Raw genomic sequence first — 21071 nt, 5'->3', positions numbered from 1 at the left:
GAGCGCAGTTAGGCGGGCGGCGCTTAACAGCCGATTTGCCGAAAGTGAATGTTTTACAAGAGCAATTTGACGATTGCTCCGAGCGCGGAGTTTAAAGTCGGGCCAGCAGTTCCGCCGCAAAGCTGGACAGGCTGTCGTCACGCGCCCCCATGACCACCACCCGGTCGCCGGGCTGGGCGATTTCGACGATGCGGTCGCCGCAGTCGGCGCGCGTCGCCAGGGCCTCGGCCCGACGCCCCTCGGCGCGCACGCCTGCGGCGATGTCCTCGGACCCCACGCTGCGGTCGGTGGTGCCGCCGTAATAGACCGGCTCGGGCATCAGCAGGACGTCGTGCTCGCGCATCAAGCCGGCGAAGCCCTCGATGAACTCTTGCCGCATCAGCTTCAGCGGGCCGAAGCCGTGCGGCTGGAACAGGATCAGCAGCCGCCCGTCAAAGGCGTGCAGGGTCTTCAGGGTGGCGGCGATCTTGTCGGGGTTGTGGGCGAAGTCGTCGATGACGGTGACGCCGTTGCGCGTCCCCACCACCTCCAGCCGTCGCCGAATGCCGGCGAAGGTCTCCAGCGCCGTGACCGCATCCTCGACCGACACGCCCAGGGCCTTGACCGCGCCCAGAGCCGCCAAAGCGTTGGCGACATTGTGCGCGCCGGGGACGTTCAGCACGACCGCGCGCGAAGCCTCGCCGCGCACCCGTAGCTCGAAGCTCATGCCGGTCGGAAGGGGCTTGAGATCATGCGCCGACAGGTCCGCCTCTTCCTCGCCGAGGGCGAAGGTGACGGCCTTGCCCGCAGGCAGAGCCTGCGCCAGCGCCGCCGTCTCAGGGTTGTCGAGGTTCAGCACCGCCGTCGTCGCCCGGCCGACGAAGCCGCCGAACAGGTCGCGCAACTCCTCCATCGACTTGTGGTCCAGCGAGATGTTGGAGACGACCGCCACCGTCGGATTGTAGCGGGCGATGGAGCCGTCGCTCTCGTCCACCTCGGCCACGAACAGGTCGGGACCGCCGACCAGGGCGCTGGCGAAGGGATGGTCGGCGTCGGCGAAGTTCTTCATCACCGCGCCGTTGACCACGGTCGGCTTGCGGCCCGCCTGATCCAGGATCCAGGCGATCATGCCGGTGATGGTCGACTTGCCGCTGGTGCCCGCCACGCCGATCGAGGTCGGGGCCGCGTTGAACAGTTCGCTCAGCAGCTGGGGCCGGGTCTTGATGGTCGCGCCGACGCGTTTGGCCGCGCCGATGTCCGGCACCGTTTCCTCCACCGCGCCGGTGGCGACGACGATCTGGTCAGCACTGACCACGCCCGAGCCGTCCTGCGGGTGCAGGGCGACGCCATGAGCGCGCAGCCAGTCGAACTTGTCCGGCGTGCGGCCCTGATCCAGGGCCCGGTCCGAGCCGGCTATACGGTTCCCTTGCGCCTGAACGATCATGGCCAGGGGCAGCATGCCGGACCCGCCGACGCCGCAGAAGAAATAGTCTTTGTTCATCGGCTTGATTTTGACGCGCGAAACCGGGGAATGTCCGGCGGCCTGACTAGCACGGGCGACGCCGGAGGCCAGCCCCATCCATGAAGCCTGAACCGTTCAAGATCGGGGTTGTGAACGCCAGCTCGCGTCTGGATCCCGCCCGCGGGGAGGCGATCCAGGCCTGGATGGATCAGGCCTATCCGGGCGGCGAGGTGCAGCTGGTCTTCCATCCTATGGCGTTCGAGACGCACGGTCACTTCGGCGGCGACGACGCCGTCCGCGCCGCCGCCTTCGTCGAGTTCGCCAATGATCCGCGTCTCGGCGCCGTCTGGTTCGCGCGTGGCGGCTATGGTTCGTGTCGCATCGCCGAGGCGGTCCTGCCGCAGTTGACGGAGGTGGCGCGCAAGAAACGCTACCTCGGCTATTCCGACGCGGGCAGCCTGCTGGCCCTGCTCTACAAGGCGGGCTTTCCTCATGTGGCCCATGGGCCGATGGCCTCGGACGGGGCGCGGCATGACGCGACGGGGCGCGGGGCGGTGGACTGGCTGGTCAGCGGCGACCGCGCTTCGTTGGAGCCGTCCCTGCTGGACGATCCACGCCCGGCCGTCGCCTTCAATCTGACCATTCTCAACGAACTGGTCGGCACGGCGCTGGAGCCGGACCTGACCGGCCATGTCATCATGCTGGAAGAGGTGTCCGAGGCCCTCTACCGCGTCGACCGGATGATGTTTCACCTGACGGGCCAGGCCTCGATCCGTCGTGCCGCGGGCATCCGCCTGGGCCGGGTCTCCGACGTCACGCCCAATGATCCGGACTTCGGCCTGACGGCGGAAGAGATCGTCCGCTACTGGTGCGAGCGTTCGGGCATCCCCTACCTGGGAACCGCCGACATCGGCCACGACCCGGACAACAAGGTGGTCCCCTTCGGGGCGAGCCGCTGAGGACTAGCTCTTGAAGGTCAGGCCTTCGGGCCGGGCCTCGAAGCCGGACAGTCGGCCCAGATAGCTCATGCCCAGCAGGGACGCGGGCATGTCGCCATCGACCACCAGGGCCTCGACCGCGGTCAGACGCACCCCCGCCACCGCCAGCGAGGGCAGGACGACTGGCGCGGCCTTCACGGGACCGGATGCGGTGTTCAGGGTGCGGGTGAAGTCCCCGGCGACGACGCTGACGCCCGCCTTTTCCGCGTCGGCGCGGCTCAGGGTCACGACGCTGGCGCCGGTGTCGACCAGCATCCGCATGGGGCGGCCGTCGACCTTGGCCTCGGCCCAGTAGTGGCCGTCGGCGGAACGCACCACCGAGGGCGCTGCAATCGCCGCCTGGGCCTCGCCCGCGCCGTCCATCCAGCGCAGGGCGCCCGCGCAGGCCAGGGAGGTGGCCAGGGCGGCGGCGAAGACGACGGCAGAGCGCGGGTCGATGCGGATCATGACCCTAATGTGCCGCAAGGGTCTTGGCAGGCGGTGAAGCGATACGGCGAACGAAAGGTTGACGGGCGAACCGCGTTAGCCGCCGAGCAGCGCCGGATCGATCAGGCCCCGCCGCCCGTCCAGTTCGCCCATGATCTTCGCTCGTTCCTGATCGCTCATCCGGCTCCAGGTCGCGATTTCGGGCAGGGTGCGAAAGCAGCCCAGGCACAGGCCCGACGCCCCGTCCACGGTGCAGACCATGACGCAGGGCGTAGCGATCGCACGCGGCGGCCGGGCAGGAGAGGGGGCGGCATGCTGGCTCATGATTTTGTGACGTTCAAACTACAATAAGTCCGACTTCGGACCAAAATCTTGACTTTTTAACCAAGCGGAGCTATCTAGGCTGCTGACGCGAAACGACTATGACGGTGAGATTCCCGAAAAGCACGACGCGTCTTCTTTCATCGTTCAGCGAAAGGAGACGCCAAAAATGAACGACAAGGAGCGCAACCTCCAGCACGCCATGATGTCCTTCGCCCTCTGGGGCGGGATGCTGGTCAACACGAAGCAGATGAACAACGCGAACAACCGCGTGGTCAGTCATCCTTCCAACTTCGTGCCCATAACGATCAAACGGCCGCGCGCGTAGTCGCGAGGGTATTTGATCCAACCCGCAACCCCGGTCAGAACGACCGGGGTTTTTCAATTCCGCTTGCCTTCGTCCGCCGCCCCGATGAAACCGGCTCCGACCACAACAGGAGCATCGCCATGGGTCTGATCGTCGAAGAGCGCCACGGCGCAGTCATGGTCTGGACCCTGACCCGGCCTGACCGGTTGAACGCCCTGCCGGACCTGGAGGACGGCGAGGCCTTCGCCGCCGCCTGTGAGGCGGTCAACGCCGACCCGTCGATCCGCTGCGTGGTCATGACCGGGGCCGGCCGCGCCTTCTCGGCAGGCGGCGATCTCAAGGCCATGAAGGACCGCCGCGACCTGTTCGAGGGTTCGGGCGCCGCCATCCGCGAGCGCTATCGCCGCGTCGTCCACCGCATCGTCCGCTCGCTCTACGGCCTGGAGGTTCCGCTGATCGCCGCCGTCAACGGCCCCGCCATGGGTCTGGGCTGCGACATCGCCGGCCTGGGCGACATCCGCATCGCTTCGGACCGCGCCAGCTTCGGCGTGCCCTTCATGAAACTGGGCATCATTCCGGGCGACGGTGGGTCCTGGCTGCTGCCGCGCAACATCGGCTATGTCCGCGCCGCCGAGATGCTGTTCACCGCCCGCGCTATCGACGCCGAGACGGCGGCTGAATGGGGTCTGGTCAACCGCGTGGTCCCGCACGAGACCCTGATGGATGAGGCCATGACCACGGCGAACCAGATCGCCGCCCAGCCGCCTCAGGCTCTGCGCATGGCCAAGAGTCTCCTGCGTCAGGGGCGCGACATGAATTTCGATCAGATGCTGGAGCTGTCCGCCGCCATGCAGGCCCTGGCCCATCTGACCGAGGATCACATTGAAGGCGTGACGGCGGTGCTGGAGAAGCGATCCGGCGACTTCACCGGGAACTGACCGGACAACAAAAAAGGGGCCCCTCGCGAGGCCCCTTTCCGTTTCTAGCCGTCAGCCTCAGCGGCGGGCGGGCGTCTGCATCGAGCGGTTGGCGGGGACGCCGGCGACGCTGGTGTCGCGTTTGGCCCCCGCGGTTTCACCCGGCTTCATGAACTTGACCAGGACGCGCTGGCCGATCAGCAGGGGGGCGTCGTTGACGGCCACGACCACTTCGACGACGCGCTCGTCCGAACGCTGCGAGGGATCGTCTGAGGCCAGCTTGCGGGCGCCGAAGACGGCGGCGCGGCGCAGGACCTTGCCGACATAGACCTTCGAGGGGTCGCCTTCCGGGGTGATCTCGACAGCCTGATCGGCGGTGATGTTCGGAATGTCGGCCTCGACGATTTCGGCGCGGGCGATGCGCGGGGCGTCGGGTTCCAGGTCGAACATGTTCGACACGTTCAGGGTCGAGGCGCCGGCGCCGGGGTTGGCGTAACGGCGCACGATGCGGCCCTCGGCGGGCGAGCGGATGACGGTCAGCTCGACGTCATAGGCGGCCTGGTCGCGGCGGGCGCGGGCGGTCTGGACCGCCGACTGGGCCGAGCCGAGACGGGCCTGGGCCTGGGCGATGGCGTCGCGGGCCTGATCCAGCTTCTGGGCGGCGACGAAGTTGCTGTCCTTCAGCCGCGCCAGGCGGTCGTATTCGCGCTGGGCGGTGGCGATGTCGACGTTGATCAGACGCAACTGGCTTTCGGCCTCCGACAGGTTGGCGGCGGCGGTTTGCAGGGCCAGGCGCGGTTCGTCGTCTTCCTGACGCGCCAGGATCTGACCGGCGGTGACGCGGTCGCCTTCCTGGACCAGGACTTCACGCACCACGCCGCCACGACGGGCCGCGATCTGGATGATGCCGCCTTCGATGTCGACCTTGCCGTTGGCGATGGCCGCATAGGGGCTCTCGACCTTCTTCTCGGCGGCCGCCGCGGCTTCGGCCTTCTTGGCGGCCTGGGCCTTCTGGAACATGCCGAAGCCGATGATCAGCACGATCAGGGCGACGAGGCCGATCCAGAGCCATTTGTTTTTCAGGAAAGCGGGCATGGAGGTGTCCTTGAGGATCGGTGTCTAGTGCGAGGCCAGAACGGCGTCGGGATTGGGGATGCGGCGCTGGTCGTCGATGATCACGCCGTCTTCGATGTGGATGACCCGGTCGGCCCAGGCTTCCAGGCGCGGGTCGTGGGTCACGCAGATGACCGCCGCGCCGTGTTCGGTGGCGGCCCGGCGCAGAAGTTTAATGACGATCTGACCGTTCTCGCCGTCCAGGGCCGAGGTCGGTTCGTCCGCGAACAGGATCTGCGGGTCCTTGGCCAGGGCGCGGGCGATGGCGACGCGTTGCTTCTCGCCGCCGGACAGGGCCGCCGGGCGTTGATGCAGGCGATGGCCCAGACCGACTTCTTCCAGGGCGAGCGTGGCGCGCTTGCGGGCCTGGTCCGGGGTCAGCCCCTGGAACTTCAGCACCGTCGTCACCTGTTGCAGGGCGCTGAGCGACGGGAACAGGTTGAAGCCCTGGAAGATGAAGCCGCAGTGATCCAGGCGGAACTTGTCCAGTCGGCCCGACGACAGCTTCCACATGTCGTCCACGTCGAGGGCGTCCACCCGGCCTTCTTCGGGACGCAGCAGGCCGGACAGGGCGGCGATCAGGGTCGACTTGCCCGAGCCGGAGGGCCCCATGACCATGGTCAGGTCGCCGTGGCGGGCGTCGAAATTCACGCCCTTCAAGACCTCGACATAGTTCTTGCCGGACTTGAAGCGCTTGATCAGACCCTTGGCCTCGATGGCGAACTCGCCATGCTTGCCGTGAACTTTCGTATGCATGTTCATCGCAGCAGGTCCGCAGGTTGGCTCTTCTTCAGGATGCCCATCGAGAGGAAGCCCGAGAGCATGGAGATGGCGATCAGACCGCCGCCCACCACGATCAGCAGCGGCAGGGGCAGGGCGATGATGACCGCCTTGGACATGGCGAACAGCGACAGCAGCCAGGTCAGGCCGATGGCGGCGGCGACGCCGACGCAGCCGACCCAGAAGCTCAGCTCCATGACGATGCGGCGCAGGCTTCCCATGCCGACGCCCAGGGCGCGCAGCGAGGCGAACTCCTTGATGTTGGCCATGATGGCCCCGCGCAGGGTCTGCCAGGTGATGGCCACGCCGATGATGATGCCCAGCACCACGCAACCGCCGATGATGATGACCAGGATGCCTTCCTCGAACATGGCGCCGGCGTTGGCGTCGGCCAGTTCCTGACGGGTCCAGGCCTTCCACTGGCCGTTGCCCATCTTGTTCAGCTCGGCGACGACGGCCGGGGCCTGGGCGGGGTCCTTGATCTTGATCATCAGCGGGCCGACGCGCGGGCCGGTGTCGGCCTGACCCAGCATCCGCAGGGTGTCGCGCGACATGACCACGCCGGGCTGCATCATGTTGGGATAGCCGCGCGTCACGCCGACGACGGTGACGGTCTGACCATTGTACAGGGCCTTGTCGCCCAGCTTGACGCCGAGAGTCGTCATGGCCGTCTCGTCGATGGCCACGGTGTAGGGCTGACGCAGGGCGTCGACCAGTTCCTGGGAATAGTCGGTCGGAATGGTGACCGAGCCCGGCGTCGTGTCGATGATGCTGGACTGGACGAATTTCTGACGCGGCGCGCCCTGCTTGGCGCGGTCGGCCTGGGACATGGTCGGGTCGACGTTCTTGACCGACTGGAAGCTGCCGCCGGCGCCGTCCAGGGGCTGCACCTCGACCACGGCCGGGTGGTTGTAGGCCAGCGGGATGAAGCGGCGCGGCACGCCGGACGGCCCGTTGATCAGGCTCTTCGCCCCGGGCTGCAGGATCATGATGTCGGCGCTCGAGCGCTCGATCTGGGCGGTGAAGCCCTTGCCGATGCCGATGAAGACACCGGTCATGGCCAGCACGAGCAGACCCGAAAGGGCCAGCGCCATGACGGCGGCCATATAACGTCGCCACTCAAAGAGCAGCGTGGATAGCGCGAGTGACATGACGCGTCTCAAACCCCTGACTTGCAGTGTTATCTGACGGGGCGCCGGGCCGGGGCCAAGTTAAATCGGGGTAAGGCTTCGGCTTCCCCCCGACGCGCGGCGGGACTATGGGGGCTTGAGGCCCGTCCACGTACGGCGCTAGTTACACAATAACAGACGCGAGGCGCCGGGCCTTGCGCTCGGGAGAGCCTGAATGTCGCTTCGTCGCACCTTTTCCTTCACCGCCTCGCTGGCGGCCCTGGGCGTAGCCGCCGCCGTCACCGGCGCGACCGCCACCCCGGCCCGCGCCGACGAGGGCATGTGGACCTTCGACAACTTCCCGATCCAGACGGTCAACGACAAGTACGGCACCCGCATCGACCAGGCCTGGCTGGACCGCGTGCGCAACGCCGCCGTGCGCCTGCAGGGTTGCTCGGCCTCCTTCGTCTCGGGCGAAGGCCTGATCCTGACCAACCACCACTGCGTCATCTCCTGCGTCCAGGACCTGTCCACGGCCCAGAACGACTACGTCAAGAACGGCTGGATGCCGGCCACGCGTGAAGAAGAGAAGAAGTGCCCCGGCCAGACCGCCGAGGTCCTGACCGACATCACCGACGTCACCGAGCGCGTCCTCGGCGCCGGCGCCGGCCTGGAAGGCGCGGCCTTCGTCGCCGCCCGCTCGGCCGAGATCGACAAGATCCAGAAGGAAGCCTGCGGCGACGACCGTAAGCTGACCTGCCAGGTCATCAGCTTCTACCGCGGCGGCAAGTACGCCCTGTACAAGTTCCGCAAGTACGAGGACGTGCGTCTGGCCTTCGCGCCGGAGTTCCAGGCGGCCTTCTTCGGCGGCGACCCGGACAATTTCAACTTCCCGCGCTACGCCCTCGATGCGGCCTTCCTGCGCGCCTATGAAGATGGCAAGCCCGTCTCGACCCCGAACCATCTGAAGTGGAACCCTGAGGCTCCGGCCGAGGGTGAAGTCACCTTCGTCGCCGGCAACCCTGGCACCACCCAGCGCCTGCTGACCATCAGCCAGCTGGAGCGTCTGCGCGACCAGCAGATCCCGGTCACCCTGATCCAGGGTTCGGAACTGCGCGGCCGTCTGGTCGAGTACTCGACCCAGGGCGATGAAGAGAAGCGCGTCGCCCTGGACCCGATCTTCGGTCTCGAGAACAGCTTCAAGGTCTATTACGGCCAGCAGGGCGCCCTGACCGACCCGGCCTTCATGGGCAAGAAGCGCGCCGAGGAGACCGAGCTGCGTCAACGCGTCGCCGCCGATCCGGCCCTGGCCGAGCGCATCGGCGATCCCTGGGCGGATCTGGAAAAGGTCCAGACGACGGCCCGCGACCTCTACCTGCCCTACCGTCAGCTGGAAGGTAACGCCGGCGGCGGTTCGACCCTCTACTCCTACGCCCGCGCCATCGTCCGCGCCTCCAAGGAACGCGCCAAGCCGGTCGCCGAGCGTCGCGCCGGCTACGCCGACAGCGACATCGCCGCCCTGGGCCGTCGTCTGGCCTCGGAAGCGCCGATCGCCAAGGGCGTCGAGGAAATCCAGCTGTCCTTCTGGCTGTCCAAGACCCGCGAATACCTGACCGTCGACAACGCCAATGTGAAGTCGATTCTGGGCCGCGAAAATCCCGAGGGCATCGCCGCCAAGCTGGTCGAGACCAAGTTGATCGATCCGGCCTTCCGCGCTCAAGCGCTTGCGATGACGCCGGAGCAACTGGCCGCCTCGGGCGACCCGATGATCGCCTTCGTCCTGGCCAATGACGACGCCGCCCAGGCCGTCCGCACCCAGTGGGACGCCGGGGTCAACGGCCCGACCGCCCGCGCCGCCGAAAAGGTCGCCCAGGCCCGCTTCGCCGTCTATGGCGACAACCTCTACCCCGACGCGACCTTCAGCCTGCGCCTGTCCTATGGTCAGGTGAAGGGCTGGACCTATCGCGGCGTGACCGTGCCGTCCTTCACCTTCATGGGCGGTCTGTACGAGCGCGCCACCGGCGCCGAGCCGTTCAACGCGGCCGCCCGCTTCGTCGACGCCGAGAGCCGCATCAACAAGAACGTCGTCTATGACTTCGTCTCGACCAACGACATCATCGGCGGCAACTCCGGCTCGCCGGTGATCAACGCCAAGGGTGAAGTGATCGGCGCCGCCTTCGACGGCAACATCCACTCGCTGGGCGGCTCGTTCGGCTACGACGGCGAACTGAACCGCACGGTGACGGTCTCGACCGCCGCCGTCACCGAGGCCCTGCGCAACGTCTACAACCAGCCGCGCCTGCTGCGCGAACTGGGCGTGCGTCGCTAAAACTACAAGGACCCTTCTCCCCCTGCGGGAGAAGGTGTCATGCGCAGCATGACGGATGAGGGGTGTCGACGGCGCGGTCTGTTTTTCAGGCTCGCCGCCGGCTCCCCTTTTTCATAACGTCGCGCCGACACCCCTCATCCGAGCGCCTCCGGCGCCCACCTTCTCCGACAAGGGGAGAAGGAACTACGCCCCGGTCTGACGCAGCGCACTGCTAGCTTCTTGTGAACGGCGTGCGCATTTCAGACTATTCAGACGAATTGGACTCTGTTTTTCCTCGCCGGGGTCCGAACCAGGAGTTCTCCATGCGTCACATGTTCTTCGCCTCGGCCGCCGTCCTGGCCTTCGCCGCTGCTTCTTCGGCCAAGGCCGAGGAGGGCATGTGGACCTACGACAACTTCCCCATCGCCCGCGCCAACCAGACCCTGGGCACCTCGATCGATCAGGGCTGGCTCGACAAGGTGCGCCTGTCCTCGGTCAAGTTCGGCGGCTGCTCGGCGGGCGTCATCTCGGGCGAGGGCCTGGTGATGACCAACAACCACTGCGTCGCCACCTGCGTCGCCAACCTGTCCACGCCGCAGCTGCAATACGCCGAGACCGGCTTCACGCCGAAGAGCCGCGAGGAGGAGCTGAAATGCCCCGGCGGCTCGGCTGAAATCCTGACGGACATCTCCGATGTCACCGCGCGCATTCACAAGGCCGGCGAGGGTCTGGACGGACAGGCCTTCACCCAGGCGCGTGAAGCCGAGGCCGGCCGTATCGAAACCGAAGCCTGCGGCTCCGATCCCAAGATCCGCTGCCAGGTCGTCAGCCTGTATCGCGGTGGCCAGTTCAAGCTCTACAAGTTCCGCAAATACTCCGACGTGCGTCTGGCCTGGGCGCCGGAAGACCGCGCCGCGACCTTCGGCGGCGATCTGGACAACTTCTCCTTCCCGCGCTTCGCCATCGATGCCGCCTTCATCCGCCTCTATGAAGACGGCAAGCCCGCCGCGACCCCGACCCACTTCACCTGGAACCCGAACAAGCCGACCGAGGGCGAGCCCGTCTTCATCACCGGCAACCCCGGCTCGACCCAGCGCCTGCTGACCCAGGCCCAACTGATGACGATCCGCGACGTGGTCCTGCCGATGGACCAACTGATCGCCTCCGAGTTGCGCGGCCGTCTGATCCGCTATTCCGAGGAAGGCGAGGAACAGGCCTTCATCGCCATGGACCCCATTGTCGGCGTCGAGAACACCTACAAGCGCGGTCGCGGCCGCATGGCCGCCTTGATCGACCCGGCCTTCATGGCCGCCAAGGCCGAGGCCGAGGCTGACTTCCGCGCCCGCGCCGCCGGCGGCGCCACCGATCCGTGGGCGACGCTGGACAGCGTGCAGCCTTTGGCGCGCGAGCTCTACGCCCCCACGGCCCTGCTGGAAGGCGGCACCGGCATGGGCACCACCTCGGTGGCGGGCGGCTCGCCCCTGTTCCAGTGGGCGCGGGCTATCGTGCGCGGCGCCCAGGAACGCGCCAAGCCGTCCGATCAGCGTCTGGGCGAGTTCGCCGACAGCCGCCTGCCGGGCGTCCAGTCGGCTCTGTTCGCCGAGCGCCCGACCTATCCGGCGCTGGAGCAGATCCGTCTGGAGTGGTGGCTGTCCAAGACCCGTGAATGGCTGACGGTCGACAGCCCCTATGTCCGCACCCTGCTGGGCAAGGAAAGCCCCGAAGCCTTGTCGGCGCGTCTGATCGAAGGCACCAAGCTGGCTGACCCGGCCGTGCGTCGCGCCCTGTGGGAAGGCGGCCTGCCCGCCGTTCAGGCCTCGACCGACCCGCTGATCCAATACGTCCTGGCCATCGACGCCGACGCCCGCGCCGTGCGCAAGGAATGGGATGACAAGGTCAAGGCCCCGACCGACCGCGCCTCGGAACAGCTGGCCGCCGCCCGCTTCGCCGCCTATGGCGACGCCGTCTATCCCGACGCCACCGGCACGCTCCGTCTGACCTATGGCCGGGTCGAGGGCACGGACGTTCCGGGCCAACGTATTGCCGCCTTCACCACCTTCGCCGGCCTGTGGGATCGTGCGACGGGCGCCGAGCCCTTCAACGTCGCGCCCAAACTCTTGGCCGCCAGGGACCGTATCGACCCCAATGCGGTGATGAACATGGCCGTGTCTTCGGACACCATCGGCGGCTCGTCGGGTTCGCCCGCCGTCAACGCCAAGGGCGAGATCATCGGCGCCAACTTCGACTCCACCGTCCTGACCCAGCGCAACGCCTACGGCTATGACCGCAACGTCAACCGCAGCGTCATCGTCACCACCCAGGCCGTGACCACGGCCCTGCGCGACGTCTACGGCATGGATCACCTGATCCAGGAATTGGGCGTGGCCCCGAAAGCCGCGCCGCGTCGGACGCCCCGTTGATCGCCCCGACCTTCCGGCCCGCCCCGATCTTCAGAGCCGCTATGTCTTCGGACGTGGCGGCGCTGCACCGCCTGGTGGAAAGCGCCTATCGCGGCGACAGCGCCAAGGCGGGCTGGACCCACGAAGCCGACCTGCTGGGCGGCCAGCGAACCGATGAGGCCGAGCTTCTCGACATTCTCGCCGACGCCCGCCGGGTCATCCTGCTGGCCGAGGTGGACGGCGTCCTGACCGGCTGCGTCCAGGTGGCGGATCAGGGGGATGGGCTGGCCTATCTCGGCCTGCTGACCGTCGACCCGACCCGTCAGGCCGGCGGTCTGGGCCGCCGCCTGATCAACGCTGCCGAGGGCGAGGCCCGCAGCCGCTTCGGCGCGACCCGCATGGAGATGACCGTCATCCGCCAGCGCGCCGAGCTGATCGCCTGGTACGAACGCCGGGGCTACGTCCTGACCGGCGAAACCCGGCCCTTCCCGCTGGACGACGAACGCTTCGGCCTGCCGCAGACGCGGGAGCTGGAGTTCGTGGTCATGGAAAAGGCGCTCTGACTCCCTTCTCCCCTTGAGGGAGAAGGTGGGCGCCGCAGGCGCTCGGATGAGGGGTGTGAGCGCCGCGGTTACGAAAAAGGGGCGCCGGCGACGGGGCTGAACATCAACCCACGCCGCCGACACCCCTCATCCGTCAGGCTCCGCCTGCCACCTTCTCCCTCAAGGGGAGAAGGAGAATCTTACAGATCCCGCATCTGCTTCTGGGCGGCGTTGAAATACTGCCAGCCGGTCCAAAGGGTGATCAGGGCGGCCAGCCAGATCAGGGTGTCCGAGAACAGCTGGAAATGGGGCAGGTAGTCGAAGGGCAGGCCCCAGCCGTCCCAGTTGCGGGCGAACAGCTGGCAGCCCAGGGCCACCATCTGCAGGGTGGTCTTCCACTTGGCGGCCAGGGTGACGGGCAGGTTGATGCGCCCGGCCATGGTCTCGCGCAGGGCCGAGACGGCGAACTCGCGGAACAGGATCAGGCCGCAGGGAATGATGATCTGCTGCACCGAACCCGAGGTCAGCACGCCCAGGATGGCGCCCGTGACCAGAATCTTGTCGGCGATGGGGTCCAGGATGGCGCCCCAGCGCGTTTCGGCCTTCCAGCGGCGCGCCAGATAGCCGTCGATCCAGTCCGTCGAGGCGGCGATGACGAAGATCCAGAAGCCCGTCCGGTACATGGCGAACTGGTCGTCGGGGCTCAGCATGGCCGAGACGAAGGGGAAGCCGCTGGTGGCGCCGGCCAGCAGCAGGAACATGACCACGCCCGCCGCCAGACGAATGCCGGTCAGGATGTTCGGGATCGGGTTGGCTTTGTGGGCAGAGGTCATCATCACGTCCATTGCAACGCCTGCGGTGTGGCATGGTTCGCGGCGCGATGCGAGGGCGACGACCTGTCGCCCTCGGCCGAGGCTCAGTCCAGGCGCTCGAACCGCTTGGCGCCCGTCAGCTTGGTCAGGAGGCCGGCGGCGATGCCGAAGTGCAGGCCGCTGAGGCGCAGTTCGCCCGCGGCTTCCTTCTCGGCGATCCAGGGGAAGGTGCGCAGGTTGTCCAGCGACAGGCGGACCACGGCCTCCTCGGCCACGGTTTCCTGCTCGTCGGCGGATACGCCTTCGAGGGCGGCGCTGACGGCGGGCACGCCCTGGGCGACCCAGGGGGCGACGAAGTCCTGGCAGTTGGACGGGGCGCCGTTGCGCATGGCGTTGACCCCGCCGCACGAGGCGTGGCCCATGACCACCACGTGCTGGACCTTCAGCACGTTGACGCCGAACTCCAGCGCCGCCGAGACGCCGTGCAGCTTGCCGTCCGGCTCATACGGCGGGACCAGATTGGCGACGTTGCGCACGACGAACAGTTCGCCCGGGGCGGTGTCGAAGATCAGGGCCGGGTCGGCGCGGCTGTCGGAACAGGCCACGACCAGGGTGTGCGGCTTCTGTCCGTTCGCGGCCAGGGCCTCGTACTCGGCGCGTTCGGACGGCCACCGGTTCTGGCGGAAGCGGTGATAGCCCTTGATCAGTTCATTGGTCATGAGCGTCTTCCTAGACCCGCAGTGGTTTCCGGCTCAAGTCCTGATCAGGACTTATGGAAGAAGCTGTGGATGCGCTCGGCCAGGGCCTGATTGACGCCGGGAACCTTGACCAGGTCGGCGACCGAGGCGCGCGACACCCCCTTGGCCGAGCCGAAGGCGTGCAGCAGGGCCTTCTTGCGCGAGGGGCCGACGCCCTCGATCTCGTCCAGCGGGTTCTTGCTGATGTCCATCGAGCGGCGCTTGGCGTGGGCGCCGTTGGCGAAGCGGTGGGCCTCGTCGCGCAGGCGCTGGATGTAATAGAGGGCCGGGCTCTTCATCGGCAGCATGAAGGGCGGCTTGCCGGGCATGAAGAAATGCTCCTTGCCCGCGTCCCGGTCCGGCCCCTTGGCCACGCCGACGGCGGTGATGTCGTCGACGCCCAGGTCGGCCAGCACCGCCAGCACCTCGGCCAGTTGCCCCGCGCCGCCGTCGATCAGCAGCAGGTCGGGGCGCTCGACGACCTCGCCGGCCTCCTCGTCCTTGACCATCTTGCCGAAGCGGCGACGCATGACCTCGCGCATCATGCCGTAGTCGTCGCCGGGGGTCAGGTCGTCGCCGCGGATGTTGAACTTGCGGTACTGGTTCTTGCGGAAGCCCTCGGGCCCCGCGACGATCATCCCGCCGACCGCATTGGTCCCCTGGATGTGGGCGTTGTCATAGACCTCGATCCGCTCGGGCCGGGCGTCTAGGCCGAAGGCCTCGCAGACCTCGTCGAGGATTTTCGATGTGGCGGAATTCTCGGCCATCTTGCGACCCAGGGCCTCGCGGGCGTTGGTCAGGGCGTAGTCGACGACGGCCAGCTTCTCGCCGCGCCGGGGGCGGGCGATCTCGACCTTGCGGCCCGACTTCAGGGTGAAGGCCTCTTGCAGCAGCTCCAGCTCGTGCGGGCGCACGTTGGACAGGATCTGACGCGGGATCGGCTTGTCCTCGTAGAACTGGGCCAGGAAGGCGCCGAGGATTTCGGGATCGGAGTCCGACTCGTCGATGCGCGGGAAGTAGGCGCGGCCGCCCCAGTTCTGGCCCGCGCGATAGAAGAAGACCTGGACGCAGGCCTGGCCGCCCTCGGAATGCAGGGCGAAGACGTCGGCCTCGGCGTCGCCGGTCCCTTCGGCGTTGAGGCCCGATTCCATGGCGATGGCCGACAGGGCGCGGATGCGGTCGCGCACCCGGGCGGCGTGTTCGAACTCCATCTCGTCCGACGCCGTCTGCATTTCCTCCGACAGGCGGGCGATGACGGCGCGCGACTTGCCGCGCAGGAAGGCCTCGGCCTCCTTCACCAGATCGCCGTAGTCCTCCAGCGAGATCAGGCCGGTGCAGGGGGCCGAGCAGCGCTTGATCTGATGCAGCATGCAGGGCCGGGTGCGGGTCTCATAGACGCTGTCGGAACAGGTGCGCAGCAGAAAGGCCTTCTGCAGGGTGTTCAGCGTCCGGTTCACCGCCCAGGTCGAGGCGAAGGGGCCGAAATAGGCGCCGGGCGTCGTGTGGGCACCGCGATGCTTGCGCACCTGGGGCGCGCGGTGGTCGCGCCGGATCATGATTTCGGCGAAGGACTTGTCGTCCTTCAAAAGGACGTTGAAGCGCGGCTTCAGTCGCTTGATGTAGCCCGCTTCGAGGATCAGGGCCTCGGTCTCGGTGGTGGTGACCACCAACTCCATCGAGCGGGTCAGCGACACCATCAGGCCGATGCGCTGGGTATGGAAACGCCCTTGCGCGTACTGGACGATGCGCTTCTTCAGCGACTTGGCCTTGCCGACATAGAGGCAGTCGCCGTCCTCGCCGTACATGCGATAGACGCCGGGCTTGTCGGGGGCGCGGCGCGCCTCGTCGGCGATCAGGGCCGTGGCCTGAAGCGGCAGGGGCTCGGTCGCGGCGGTGTCGATCGTCTCGTCGGTCATCGGGGCGGATATAGGCTCAGGAGCGGCGAACCAGAACCACGCCGCCGATCACCAGGGCGACGCCGGCGATGCGGCCCAGGCTCAGTGGCTGCTTCTCCACGCCGAGGGCGCCGAAGTGGTCGAGGGCGAGACTGAGCAGAAGCTGGCCGGCGATCATGACGGTGATGGTGGTCGCCACCCCGAGACGCGGCACGCCCCAGGCGGCGGAAATGACGAAGGCGCAGCCGTAGAAGCCGCCCATCCACGCCCACCAGGGCAGGGCCTTCATCGCGGCTACATCAGGCCGGGTCTGCAGGGCCAGAGCCAGACAGCCCAGCGCCACCGTGCCGACCGCAAAGGAGATGAAGGCGGCGTTCAGCGGCGACCCGACCGCCGTCATCAGCCGGGCGTTGGTCGGCCCCTGCAAGGCCGTGGCGGCGCCCGCCATCAGCAGGGTCAGAAAAACGAGGATGGGAACCTGCATGGGCCGTCTCTACCAGTTCGGATCGACGGGCGCGCCGCCGAAGATCTCGGCCAGCCGGTCGCGGGTGGCGCGGGTCGTATCCTCAGGCAAGGCGTCGGGGGCGAACCAGCCGATCTCGGCGATCTCTCCGTGGCTGCTTCGCCCGGTCATGTCGAAGGCGTCGATGGCGAAGACCAGAACGTGATCGCCGGGAAAGAAGCGCTCGTTGGAATGGACCGAGATCAGGCGCGGCTCGGTTGTGGCGATCAGCCCCGCCTCCTCGCGCAGTTCGCGGACCACGGCGGCCTGGGTCGTCTCGCCCCGGTCCACGCCCCCGCCGGGCAGCCACCAGCCGTGCAGATAGGTGTGCTTGACCAGCAGCACCCGGCCTTGGGCGTCCGTCGCCACCCCGCGCACGCCCAGCGTCATGCCCCGGCTCATCCGCGAGACGGCGAAGAAGAGCGGCCGGGTGAAGGGCTCGATTCGAGTGCGCCAGGTGGTCATGGGGCGACGATGTCATGGTTCGCTTTTCAACCCTAGCCGGACGGCGGCGTTGATGAGAGGTTCCGGTCATGTCGCCGCCCGACTTCTCCGATCCTGAAAGCAAGCTGAGGCTGAGGTTGACCCGGCCTCCTCGGTTCGTTTCTGCCTATGGTCGATTTGTCATCAACCTCGCTCGCGTCATGCTCGGCTTCATGGCGCTGTCTTTGGTTTGGATGACCGGCGTCGAGATTCTGGATGCTGGTTTCCGCTGGGCGCTTATCGGTCAGGCGCCTGGCATGCTCGTCATCATGGCGGGATTTTTCCTGATCGTTGAACTGTTCGCCCGGGTCTGGAAGTGGATGGATAAGCGAGGCTAAAGGCTCCGGCTTGAACCAAGCGTCGCGGCGCTCTATGCGAAGCTTTGAACAGGAGCCTTCCCATGCTGGCCATCGCCATCATCTTCGCTTTCATCGCCGTCATCGCTGCCGTTAACTTCTACGAGTTCGGCCGGGTTGACTGAATCGGCCGCCGGCGCGGGCGGGTTCGACTGGCGTAACGCCGGGGACCATGTCCGCGTCCTGTTGTCGGATGTGGCGGTCGATGTGCGCATCGGCCTGCACCCGTGGGAGCGGCACCCCGAGCGCCCCACGCGGCTGATCGTCAATGTCGAGATGTTCGCCGCCTGGCCTCTGCGGGAAGGCGGCTTCATCGATTACGACCGGGTGCGCGATCATATTTCCAGCTGGCGCGGGCGTGAACATGTCGAGCTGCTGGAAACCCTGGTCGAGGAACTGATCGGTGTCTGCTTCGCCCTGCCGCCGGTCGAGGCCTGCCGGGTGCGGATCACCAAACCGCACATCTTCCCTGAGGCCGCCGGCGCGGGCGTGGAAATCTTCCGCCGCAGGCCGGGCTGAATGGGCGACCTTCCGAACAAGACGGCGCTGATCACTGGGGCCGCGCGGCGCGTCGGCGCCGGGATCGCGCGGGCCCTGGCCGAGGCGGGTTGGGACGTGGCCGTGCATCATCGCGGCGGGGCGGATGAGGCGGCGGCTCTGGTCGCCGAACTGACCGGCCTGGGCGTGCGGGCTGCGGCCTTTGCGGCTGACCTGAACGAAGCGGGCGAGCGCGACGGCCTGATTGACCGGGTGGTTGCGCATTTCGGGCGCATCGACGCCTTGATCAACAACGCCTCCCTGTTTCGCTACGATACCTTGCAAACCCTGACCGAGGCGTCGTGGGGCGAGCATCTGGCGTCGAACCTGACCGCGCCGGTCTTCCTGATCCGCGACTTCGCCCGGGCGGTCGAGGCGGCGGACGGGCAGGGGGTGGTGGTCAATATTCTGGATCACAAGGTCGATAGTCCGAACCCCGACTTCTTCGCCTATACGGCCGGCAAGGTCGGGCTGGCGGGGTTGACGCGGACCCTGGCCATGGGGCTGGCGCCCCGCATCCGGCTGTGCGGCGTCTCGCCCGGCCTGATCCTGCGCAGCGGCGACCAGACCGAGGCCGAGTACGAGGCGGCGTGGCGCGATACGCCGCTGGGGCGCGGCGCTTCGCTGGAGGACGTGGCCCGCACGGTGCGTTTCGTGCTCGAGACCCCCAGCCTGACGGGCCAGAACCTGACCATCGACGGGGGCGAGAGCCTGATCGGGCGAGGCCGCGACGTGGCCTTTGACGGGATCCCGCTTCCCTGACGCTGTTCTCGGACCCGCCTTTACTTCGCCGTCGTCAGGGTGTTGATGCGCGAACCCTTCGCGGCGCCTATATGGGGCGACTGCGTTTTCGGAACCCTTGCCCCTGATGCCTGCCGTCCAGTTCACCCGCCGCTTCTCGATGGCGCACCGGCTGATCGCCGATGCGGGGTCCAAGTGCGCCGTGCCGCACGGGCACAACGAGTTTGTCAAGGTGACGCTGGAGCCGACCGCCGAGATCGCCTTCGGCCAGTCCAACCACGCCGCCTCGTTCGAGAACCTGAAACGGCGCTGGCACGGCTTTGTCGACCGTAGCCTGGACCATGCCTTCCAGCTGAACCGCGCCGACCCCCTGCTGGACTGGTTCCAGACGCAGGAGCCGCAGCGGCTGAACCAAGTCCTGACCATCGACGGTGATCCGACGACCGAGGCCCTGGTCATCGCGCTCTGGCGGAAATTGGAAGCCATCCTCGCCGCCGAGGGCCTGCCCTTCCGACTGGCCGAACTGGCCATCGAGGAGACGCCGACAAACACCGTGCTGACGCGCGGCCTGACCGAGGCTGAGCGGACCTGGAAGCTGGGCGACTGGTGCGACCGGGCCGATTTCAGCATCAATGACCTTCTGCCGCCGGAGACCTGGTCGTGAGCGCCGTCGTCACGCCTTTCACGGCCTCCGAGCCGCGCCGTCTGGGCCTGACCGTGCTGGTGCGGGGTCTGGAGGTTCAGGCCGCCATCGGCGTCCACGCCCATGAGCATGGCCGGCTGCAGCCCCTGTTCGTGGACGTCGAGCTGGACCTCGGCGCCGGCCCGATCCGCACCCTGTCCGACACCCTGGACTATGAGGGCGTGGCCCGGATCGCCCGCGAACTGGCGGGGGGCGAACACATCGCCCTGGTCGAGACCTTCGCCGAACGCATCGCCCTGGCCTGCCTGAACGATCCCCGTGTGCTGGCGGTCAAGGTCCGTGTGGAAAAGCCCGGCGCCATTCCCGGCGCGGCGGCGGCGGGCTGCGAAGTCGCCTATTCGCGCTGAGGCCGGTTGCGCGGGGCCGTTCGTCCCGCCATTGTCCCGCCTCGTTCAAGAGGTTCCGATGGTCCAGTCCGGCGATTACAGCAGCAAGAGCGCGGCCTCGCCCGACCAGGCCGGCGACCTGACCAGCCTCTATGTCGGTTATGCCCTGATCCTGTTCGCCGTGCCGACCTTCGGCGTGGCGGCGGCGATCGGCCTTCTGCGGATGTGGCGCAAGGCCCCGCCGTCTGATCCGCTGGCGCGCAGCCACTTCATCTTCCAGCAGCGGACCCTCTTGGCCGCCGTGGCCGCCATCATCGGCGGAGTGGTGCTGATCCTGATCAACGTCGGGGTCTTCGTCCTGTTTGTCATGGCGGTGTGGACCATCGTGCGCGGCGCCCTGGGTCTGAAGGACCTGCTGGAAGGCCGTCCGATCCGTCACCCGCTGCGCCTGTTCTACTGAGGACCTGTCATGACGGATCAGATTTCCGAAGCGCGCGGCAATGGTCGCGACGGGGCTGTTCTGGCCTGGATCCTCTATATCCTGTCGATCCCCAGCGCGAACCTTCTGGTTCTGGTCGGGCTGGTGGTGGCCTACGCCTGCCGGGGCTCGGCTACGGGGCTGGCGGCCCAGCACATCGAGGCCCAGATCAGCCTGTTCTGGTCGGTCTTCTGGATCACCATCGGGCTGTGGGGCCTGATCGCGGTCAGCGCCGTGGCCTCCATCTTCCTGATCGGCATTCCCTTCCTGATCCTGTTCGGACTTCTTTTGCTGCTGGTGACGATCTGGTTCACGGTCAAAAGCGTTCTGGGTCTGCTGGCCCTGCTGAACGATCGGCCGGCCTGATCTGAGGAGCCCCTCCGTGACCGCCTTTCGCGACCAGCCCGCCGACCGCCGCTTCCAGCAGGAATTCGCCGACGCTGAGGGGAACGAGCATCCCGTCTGGGCCGAGTACGCCATTCGCGGCCATGCCCGCGTCATCCTGCACGTCGAGGCCCACCCGGCCCTGCGCGGCGCAGGGGCGGCGGGGAAGTTCATGCAGGCCCTGGCCGAACACGCCCAGGCTGAGAAGCTGACCCTGATCCCGCATTGCAGCTATGCGGCGGCGTGGCTCAAGCGCCACCCTGAGTTTTCGGACATCGTCGGCTGACGTTTTAGGCCGTCATCCCGGAAGCGGCGCAGCCGCTATCCGGGACCCAGGCGGCGGAGATTATCGGGGGCGAAGGCGGTTGGAGAGCCGGCGTCTGGGTCCCGGATCGGCTTGATAGCCGCCCGGAATGACAGAGAAGAAAGCGGCGGCGCGCTAAAGCAGTGAGGCTC

The 21071-nt window shown here is 67.4% G+C and carries 25 protein-coding genes; 14 read left to right on the top strand and 11 right to left on the bottom strand.

Annotated features, from left to right (window positions below; translation table 11 throughout):
• Window positions 1-91 precede the first annotated feature (91 nt).
• On the bottom strand, window positions 92-1480 hold the full coding sequence (gene murC / locus ACI2KI_RS13760) for a UDP-N-acetylmuramate--L-alanine ligase (RefSeq protein WP_404620954.1): 1389 nt from the start codon (window positions 1478-1480) through the stop codon (window positions 92-94).
• An 80-nt stretch (window positions 1481-1560) separates the two neighbouring features.
• On the opposite strand from murC, the gene ACI2KI_RS13755 reads away from it, so the two are divergent.
• Window positions 1561-2400: an LD-carboxypeptidase gene (locus ACI2KI_RS13755; RefSeq protein ID WP_404620952.1), complete on the top strand. Its 840-nt coding sequence runs from the start codon at window positions 1561-1563 to the stop codon at window positions 2398-2400.
• Between the two features lie 3 nt (window positions 2401-2403).
• On the opposite strand, the gene ACI2KI_RS13750 is transcribed toward ACI2KI_RS13755, so the two are convergent.
• Window positions 2404-2886: a TIGR02281 family clan AA aspartic protease gene (locus ACI2KI_RS13750; RefSeq protein WP_404620950.1), complete on the bottom strand. Its 483-nt coding sequence runs from the start codon at window positions 2884-2886 to the stop codon at window positions 2404-2406.
• A 75-nt stretch (window positions 2887-2961) separates the two neighbouring features.
• Complete coding sequence (locus ACI2KI_RS13745; RefSeq protein WP_404620948.1) at window positions 2962-3189, bottom strand: DUF1289 domain-containing protein; 228 nt, start codon at window positions 3187-3189, stop codon at window positions 2962-2964.
• A 166-nt stretch (window positions 3190-3355) separates the two neighbouring features.
• Between ACI2KI_RS13745 and ACI2KI_RS13740 the strand changes: the two genes are divergently transcribed.
• Window positions 3356-3514, top strand: coding sequence for a hypothetical protein (locus ACI2KI_RS13740; protein WP_292083720.1), 159 nt, complete (start codon window positions 3356-3358; stop codon window positions 3512-3514).
• 119 nt (window positions 3515-3633) lie between these two features.
• Window positions 3634-4431, top strand: coding sequence for a crotonase/enoyl-CoA hydratase family protein (locus ACI2KI_RS13735; protein WP_404620946.1), 798 nt, complete (start codon window positions 3634-3636; stop codon window positions 4429-4431).
• Between the two features lie 57 nt (window positions 4432-4488).
• Here the strand turns inward: ACI2KI_RS13735 and ACI2KI_RS13730 are convergent, their stop codons facing one another.
• Genes ACI2KI_RS13730 through ACI2KI_RS13720 form a run of 3 tightly spaced genes read right to left on the bottom strand, consistent with a single transcriptional unit; the run spans window position 4489 to window position 7454 of the window.
• Entirely contained in the window at window positions 4489-5505 is a 1017-nt protein-coding gene (locus tag ACI2KI_RS13730) for an HlyD family secretion protein (protein ID WP_292083716.1), read from the bottom strand.
• A gap of 24 nt (window positions 5506-5529) precedes the next feature.
• Window positions 5530-6285: an ABC transporter ATP-binding protein gene (locus ACI2KI_RS13725; protein ID WP_404620944.1), complete on the bottom strand. Its 756-nt coding sequence runs from the start codon at window positions 6283-6285 to the stop codon at window positions 5530-5532.
• Window positions 6282-7454, bottom strand: coding sequence for an ABC transporter permease (locus tag ACI2KI_RS13720; protein WP_404620942.1), 1173 nt, complete (start codon window positions 7452-7454; stop codon window positions 6282-6284). Before ACI2KI_RS13720 ends, ACI2KI_RS13725 begins: the two co-directional genes overlap by 4 nt.
• 193 nt (window positions 7455-7647) lie before the next feature.
• On the opposite strand from ACI2KI_RS13720, the gene ACI2KI_RS13715 reads away from it, so the two are divergent.
• The 3 genes from ACI2KI_RS13715 to ACI2KI_RS13705 all read left to right on the top strand — a co-directional run bounded on the left by ACI2KI_RS13715 (window position 7648) and on the right by ACI2KI_RS13705 (window position 12682).
• Entirely contained in the window at window positions 7648-9741 is a 2094-nt protein-coding gene (locus ACI2KI_RS13715) for a S46 family peptidase (RefSeq protein ID WP_404620940.1), read from the top strand.
• A gap of 302 nt (window positions 9742-10043) precedes the next feature.
• The gene (locus ACI2KI_RS13710; RefSeq protein ID WP_404620938.1) at window positions 10044-12140 is read left to right on the top strand and encodes a S46 family peptidase; all 2097 of its coding nucleotides are present in this window, start codon (window positions 10044-10046) and stop codon (window positions 12138-12140) included.
• 41 nt (window positions 12141-12181) lie between these two features.
• Window positions 12182-12682 (top strand): GNAT family N-acetyltransferase, encoded by a 501-nt coding sequence (locus ACI2KI_RS13705; RefSeq protein WP_404620936.1) that lies wholly within the window; start codon window positions 12182-12184, stop codon window positions 12680-12682.
• Window positions 12683-12861: 179 nt separating this feature from the next.
• Here the strand turns inward: ACI2KI_RS13705 and pgsA are convergent, their stop codons facing one another.
• The 5 genes from pgsA to ACI2KI_RS13680 all read right to left on the bottom strand — a co-directional run bounded on the left by pgsA (window position 12862) and on the right by ACI2KI_RS13680 (window position 17072).
• The gene (pgsA, locus tag ACI2KI_RS13700; RefSeq protein WP_404620934.1) at window positions 12862-13494 is read right to left on the bottom strand and encodes a CDP-diacylglycerol--glycerol-3-phosphate 3-phosphatidyltransferase; all 633 of its coding nucleotides are present in this window, start codon (window positions 13492-13494) and stop codon (window positions 12862-12864) included.
• A gap of 83 nt (window positions 13495-13577) precedes the next feature.
• Complete coding sequence (locus ACI2KI_RS13695; RefSeq protein ID WP_404620932.1) at window positions 13578-14192, bottom strand: carbonic anhydrase; 615 nt, start codon at window positions 14190-14192, stop codon at window positions 13578-13580.
• Window positions 14193-14236: 44 nt separating this feature from the next.
• Window positions 14237-16126, bottom strand: coding sequence for an excinuclease ABC subunit UvrC (uvrC, locus tag ACI2KI_RS13690; protein ID WP_404620930.1), 1890 nt, complete (start codon window positions 16124-16126; stop codon window positions 14237-14239).
• Window positions 16127-16142: 16 nt separating this feature from the next.
• Entirely contained in the window at window positions 16143-16589 is a 447-nt protein-coding gene (locus ACI2KI_RS13685; RefSeq protein WP_404620928.1) for a DMT family transporter, read from the bottom strand.
• A gap of 9 nt (window positions 16590-16598) precedes the next feature.
• A complete protein-coding gene (locus tag ACI2KI_RS13680) occupies window positions 16599-17072 on the bottom strand; it encodes an NUDIX domain-containing protein (protein WP_404620926.1) in 474 nt (157 codons plus the stop codon).
• Window positions 17073-17140: 68 nt separating this feature from the next.
• On the opposite strand from ACI2KI_RS13680, the gene ACI2KI_RS13675 reads away from it, so the two are divergent.
• From ACI2KI_RS13675 to ACI2KI_RS13640, 8 genes are all read left to right on the top strand, one after another.
• Window positions 17141-17428, top strand: coding sequence for a hypothetical protein (locus ACI2KI_RS13675; protein WP_404620924.1), 288 nt, complete (start codon window positions 17141-17143; stop codon window positions 17426-17428).
• A 135-nt stretch (window positions 17429-17563) separates the two neighbouring features.
• Complete coding sequence (locus ACI2KI_RS13670; RefSeq protein ID WP_404620922.1) at window positions 17564-17965, top strand: dihydroneopterin aldolase; 402 nt, start codon at window positions 17564-17566, stop codon at window positions 17963-17965.
• Window positions 17966-18745, top strand: coding sequence for an SDR family oxidoreductase (locus ACI2KI_RS13665; RefSeq protein WP_404620920.1), 780 nt, complete (start codon window positions 17966-17968; stop codon window positions 18743-18745). It abuts the gene before it with no gap.
• Window positions 18746-18851: 106 nt separating this feature from the next.
• Window positions 18852-19388, top strand: coding sequence for a 6-pyruvoyl trahydropterin synthase family protein (locus tag ACI2KI_RS13660; RefSeq protein WP_404620918.1), 537 nt, complete (start codon window positions 18852-18854; stop codon window positions 19386-19388).
• Window positions 19385-19774, top strand: coding sequence for a dihydroneopterin aldolase (folB, locus tag ACI2KI_RS13655; RefSeq protein ID WP_404620916.1), 390 nt, complete (start codon window positions 19385-19387; stop codon window positions 19772-19774). Before ACI2KI_RS13660 ends, folB begins: the two co-directional genes overlap by 4 nt.
• A 58-nt stretch (window positions 19775-19832) precedes the next feature.
• Window positions 19833-20213: a serine/threonine protein kinase gene (locus ACI2KI_RS13650; RefSeq protein WP_404620914.1), complete on the top strand. Its 381-nt coding sequence runs from the start codon at window positions 19833-19835 to the stop codon at window positions 20211-20213.
• Window positions 20214-20222: 9 nt separating this feature from the next.
• Window positions 20223-20597: a hypothetical protein gene (locus ACI2KI_RS13645; RefSeq protein ID WP_313105910.1), complete on the top strand. Its 375-nt coding sequence runs from the start codon at window positions 20223-20225 to the stop codon at window positions 20595-20597.
• Window positions 20598-20613: 16 nt separating this feature from the next.
• Complete coding sequence (locus ACI2KI_RS13640) at window positions 20614-20901, top strand: GNAT family N-acetyltransferase (RefSeq protein WP_404620911.1); 288 nt, start codon at window positions 20614-20616, stop codon at window positions 20899-20901.
• The last annotated feature ends 170 nt before the right edge of the window (window positions 20902-21071 follow it).

This window comes from Brevundimonas sp. NPDC046655, from assembly GCF_044901625.1.
GTDB lineage: Bacteria > Pseudomonadota > Alphaproteobacteria > Caulobacterales > Caulobacteraceae > Brevundimonas.
Note: the sequence above shows the minus strand (reverse complement) of the source record. Positions and strands in the feature narration are given on the sequence as shown.

Bases quoted from the DNA above. Each gene is read 5' to 3' on its own strand.
- murC (WP_404620954.1), bottom strand. From the start codon at position 1,480: ATGAACAAAGACTATTTCTTCTGCGGCGTCGGCGGGTCCGGCATGCTG.
- ACI2KI_RS13750 (WP_404620950.1), bottom strand. From the start codon at position 2,886: ATGATCCGCATCGACCCGCGCTCTGCCGTCGTCTTCGCCGCCGCCCTG.
- ACI2KI_RS13675 (WP_404620924.1), top strand. From the start codon at position 17,141: ATGTCGCCGCCCGACTTCTCCGATCCTGAAAGCAAGCTGAGGCTGAGG.
- ACI2KI_RS13710 (WP_404620938.1), top strand. From the start codon at position 10,044: ATGCGTCACATGTTCTTCGCCTCGGCCGCCGTCCTGGCCTTCGCCGCT.
- ACI2KI_RS13725 (WP_404620944.1), bottom strand. From the start codon at position 6,285: ATGAACATGCATACGAAAGTTCACGGCAAGCATGGCGAGTTCGCCATC.
- pgsA (WP_404620934.1), bottom strand. From the start codon at position 13,494: ATGACCTCTGCCCACAAAGCCAACCCGATCCCGAACATCCTGACCGGC.
- ACI2KI_RS13645 (WP_313105910.1), top strand. From the start codon at position 20,223: ATGACGGATCAGATTTCCGAAGCGCGCGGCAATGGTCGCGACGGGGCT.
- ACI2KI_RS13695 (WP_404620932.1), bottom strand. From the start codon at position 14,192: ATGACCAATGAACTGATCAAGGGCTATCACCGCTTCCGCCAGAACCGG.
- ACI2KI_RS13705 (WP_404620936.1), top strand. From the start codon at position 12,182: ATGTCTTCGGACGTGGCGGCGCTGCACCGCCTGGTGGAAAGCGCCTAT.
- ACI2KI_RS13730 (WP_292083716.1), bottom strand. From the start codon at position 5,505: ATGCCCGCTTTCCTGAAAAACAAATGGCTCTGGATCGGCCTCGTCGCC.
- ACI2KI_RS13680 (WP_404620926.1), bottom strand. From the start codon at position 17,072: ATGACCACCTGGCGCACTCGAATCGAGCCCTTCACCCGGCCGCTCTTC.
- ACI2KI_RS13665 (WP_404620920.1), top strand. From the start codon at position 17,966: ATGGGCGACCTTCCGAACAAGACGGCGCTGATCACTGGGGCCGCGCGG.
- uvrC (WP_404620930.1), bottom strand. From the start codon at position 16,126: ATGACCGACGAGACGATCGACACCGCCGCGACCGAGCCCCTGCCGCTT.
- ACI2KI_RS13720 (WP_404620942.1), bottom strand. From the start codon at position 7,454: ATGTCACTCGCGCTATCCACGCTGCTCTTTGAGTGGCGACGTTATATG.
- ACI2KI_RS13715 (WP_404620940.1), top strand. From the start codon at position 7,648: ATGTCGCTTCGTCGCACCTTTTCCTTCACCGCCTCGCTGGCGGCCCTG.
- ACI2KI_RS13740 (WP_292083720.1), top strand. From the start codon at position 3,356: ATGAACGACAAGGAGCGCAACCTCCAGCACGCCATGATGTCCTTCGCC.
- ACI2KI_RS13735 (WP_404620946.1), top strand. From the start codon at position 3,634: ATGGGTCTGATCGTCGAAGAGCGCCACGGCGCAGTCATGGTCTGGACC.
- ACI2KI_RS13745 (WP_404620948.1), bottom strand. From the start codon at position 3,189: ATGAGCCAGCATGCCGCCCCCTCTCCTGCCCGGCCGCCGCGTGCGATC.
- ACI2KI_RS13685 (WP_404620928.1), bottom strand. From the start codon at position 16,589: ATGCAGGTTCCCATCCTCGTTTTTCTGACCCTGCTGATGGCGGGCGCC.
- ACI2KI_RS13650 (WP_404620914.1), top strand. From the start codon at position 19,833: ATGGTCCAGTCCGGCGATTACAGCAGCAAGAGCGCGGCCTCGCCCGAC.
- ACI2KI_RS13755 (WP_404620952.1), top strand. From the start codon at position 1,561: ATGAAGCCTGAACCGTTCAAGATCGGGGTTGTGAACGCCAGCTCGCGT.
- ACI2KI_RS13660 (WP_404620918.1), top strand. From the start codon at position 18,852: ATGCCTGCCGTCCAGTTCACCCGCCGCTTCTCGATGGCGCACCGGCTG.